General features: G+C 38.0%; 3 protein-coding genes. 2 read left to right on the top strand and 1 reads right to left on the bottom strand.

Going from position 1 to position 3,028, the window contains the following annotated elements:
• Window positions 1-111 precede the first annotated feature (111 nt).
• Together H6G76_RS36385 and H6G76_RS36380 are read left to right on the top strand one after the other, a co-directional pair.
• A complete protein-coding gene (locus H6G76_RS36385; RefSeq protein ID WP_190711040.1) occupies window positions 112-861 on the top strand; it encodes a hypothetical protein in 750 nt (249 codons plus the stop codon).
• Between the two features lie 213 nt (window positions 862-1,074).
• The gene (locus H6G76_RS36380; protein WP_190711039.1) at window positions 1,075-1,926 is read left to right on the top strand and encodes an Rpn family recombination-promoting nuclease/putative transposase; all 852 of its coding nucleotides are present in this window, start codon (window positions 1,075-1,077) and stop codon (window positions 1,924-1,926) included.
• A 79-nt stretch (window positions 1,927-2,005) separates the two neighbouring features.
• Here H6G76_RS36380 and H6G76_RS36375 read toward each other — a convergent pair whose 3' ends face one another.
• A complete protein-coding gene (locus H6G76_RS36375; RefSeq protein ID WP_190711038.1) occupies window positions 2,006-2,761 on the bottom strand; it encodes a hypothetical protein in 756 nt (251 codons plus the stop codon).
• Between the last annotated feature and the right edge of the window lie 267 nt (window positions 2,762-3,028).

Genomic DNA, 3,028 nt, shown 5'->3' with positions numbered 1-3,028 from the left:
TTAAATAGAGCTTATTGCGAATAAATGCTCTTTTTCTTTTACCACAAATTGCTACACTCTTTGTAAGATAAGCATTCTAGACCATTTTGTCCCCCCGCAAGCTTCAAACCAATGCCTGCCTTGATTCGGACAAAGGAATATTTTAATTGTCAAAAAGCTGAGTTTGTGATTCATTATGAAGTAGATTGCCCCTATTGCGGTAAATCTTTTAAGTGGGTATTAGAAGAATCTTCGGCTACAGAAAATGATGGTGAAGTGGTAATTGTTTCGGACGCTGATATTGAGTTTAAAGAAGTTCCACCCGAAGTACGCCCATCTTTACTCACCCCAGTTATTGAAGCTAAAAAGCGTAAGTTTAGAAATCAAGAAAGAAAACTAATTTTTTATAGCTCTACAATTAGAAGCTGGTTTTTAAATTGCCCAGAACTCAATTTAACCGAGCTAATCTATGCTATTGAACTACTTGATTGCCCACCACAAATATTTGAATCGAGCATAGAATCTTTAGTTTACAAGATTCGTAATGCTCAAGAATGGACAGATGTAGCCAAAATCATGTCTACTCGTCCTGACAATGTAAAAAAAATCATTTGGAGTAGATTATCTCACGAGGAGAAAGACAAATTTAAAACAATGAAAGTCAACTATGACAAGGAAATGGATGAAATTCAGGAATGGTTGACCCAAGACAATTTAGTATTAGTAGCAGAATATTGGTCAGCTTGCCAAGACCTCGAAATGATTTCGTCTTTATGTCAAATCTATAAAAAGCCAGTTATTCAAGCAGCAATTGATCAGATAGCTAACGATAAACGTGACCAAATTAATCAGTGGATTGCACAGTTAAATAAAGCTAGTTAGAAAAGCGTTTAGCTTCAACAAGCTACGAGTTAATGTCGGGAAGAATGTTCATATCCAAACTGATAAATTTCCAGCCTTGCCTGAAAATCCTTATGAACGTTTTCTCGACTTTTATCAGACTTGCCATTAGACTACATAATCGAGAAAACCAGTAGACGCTCATTGATATCATATTATTAAATTAAACATAAATAATCCCAATATATAAAAGCCATGATTGACCATGATAGACTATTTAAAGAATTACTATCCACCTTTTTCGTTGAGTTTTTAGATTTATTTCTACCGCAAGTAGCCAGCCAAATAGATAGAAATTCTATTCATTTCTTACCCCAGGAAGTTTTTACTGATGTCACTTCTGGAGAGAAGAAAGAAATTGATCTACTAGCTCAAGTGCGTTACCAAGGACAAGAAACTTTTTTTTTAATTCATGTTGAGAATCAATCTTATTCCCAGAAAGCATTTGCCAAGCGGATGTTTAAGTATTTTGCTCGGCTGCACGAAAAATATGATTTACCAATTTATCCAGTGGTGATTTTTTCTTTTGATGAGCCACTACGCCCTGAACCGCAAATTTATCGCGTCACATTTGGTGACTTAAACGTGCTGGAGTTTCAGTTTGCTGCCATTCAATTAAATCGTTTAAGTTGGCGGGATTTTCTGACTCAACCGAATCCAGTAGCCGCAGCATTAATGTCGAAAATGAGTATTCCGCAGTCAGAGCGTCCACAAGTTAAGGCAGAATGTTTACGATTGCTGGCAACGCTAAAATTAGATCCAGCCCGAATGCAATTAATTTCTGGGTTTGTGGATACGTATTTACGACTGGATAATACCGAAAAACAGGTCTTTCAAGCGGCAATCAGTACAATGGGCTTAGATGAACAGGAGGAAATTATGGAGATTGTTACTAGCTGGCAAGAAGAAGGCGCTCAAAAGGCAAAAGAAGAGATTGCACTAAATTTACTACGTGAGGGTATGACAACTGAGGCAATTATACGTGTAACAGGCTTAACTTTAGAGCAAGTGCAACAACTACAAGTACAGCTTCAAAATGAGAATTAATCACACTCTGCTCTAATTCCACTAAGTTTCACTCTAGTCTGTTAAGTTTAAGGGTGAATACTTTGCAGATGTGTATACTTCACTCCAAACAATTAAGTTTTTGTATCTGTTCCCTCAAGCAGCGAACATATTTATTATCTGGAGGCAATTGGCTCAATACTTCCATTGCTGCTTGATAACAACTAAGTGCTTCCGAATGGAGAGATAATTTCTCAAAACAAGTCCCCAACTTCTGTAAAGTTCGAGCCTTGTCAAACTCAACGGCTTTAAAGCAATTGAGCGATAATGAAGTGTCGTAGCAAGCGACCGAGTGCTGGTAGTTAGACAGAGCTTGCGTGTATTGGCAGAGGCTAGTTTGTAAATCAGCTAAGGATGTTAATCCCCCAGCTTTGAGTGCATGATTGCAAGAATCATCAGGTGCTAGTTTGAGCGCAGTGTCATAAATTGAAATCGCTTGTTGATAGGAATCAAATGCTTGTGCATACTGTTTTTGGACTGACTGTAGTTCGCCTAATTTTTCTGTCAGCATTCCTACATAACTAATGGCATCCGCATCATTGCGAGTTTGAGAAAATGCACTTTTATAGGCAGCGATCGCTTGCTTTAGGCTTTCAATTGCAACTTGATATTGCTGCTGCTCTAAATAGATTTCGGAAAGCTTTTCATGAGCCATAGCCTTGCGCTTGAGAATTTTTAAATCATGCACGGCAAAGCTCAGTGCGGCATCACACAGTTCAATTGCTTGAAGATAAGTTTGGATTGATTCACGCTGCTCCATTTTGCCCTCCTCAAACTGTTGTGATGCCACAGCATAGCTTGGTGAAGATAGCATCATAACATTTTTGATAGTACTAAAGTACTAAAGTTTCTGGTTTTAGCCAAAATACTCCGAAAAACTTATTTTTCAAGCAATTTGTTTGGTTTTACTGACTACTTAATCAGGTAACAACTTAGCATCCCAAATGTACAGTCCTTTTTCCTCTGGCACTCTGGAGAATCGTCCTGTGCGAAAACCCCGTGACAATTCATTGAGTACGGCTGGTTTTACTTGTTTGACTTGCTCAAGGGAGAGTTTACCGTACAGTCGCTCAATCACTTCACC

The sequence above is a fragment of the Nostoc sp. FACHB-152 genome (assembly GCF_014697475.1).
Taxonomy (GTDB): Bacteria; Cyanobacteriota; Cyanobacteriia; order Cyanobacteriales; family Nostocaceae; genus Nostoc_B.
This window is presented reverse-complemented; position numbering and strand designations above follow the sequence as displayed.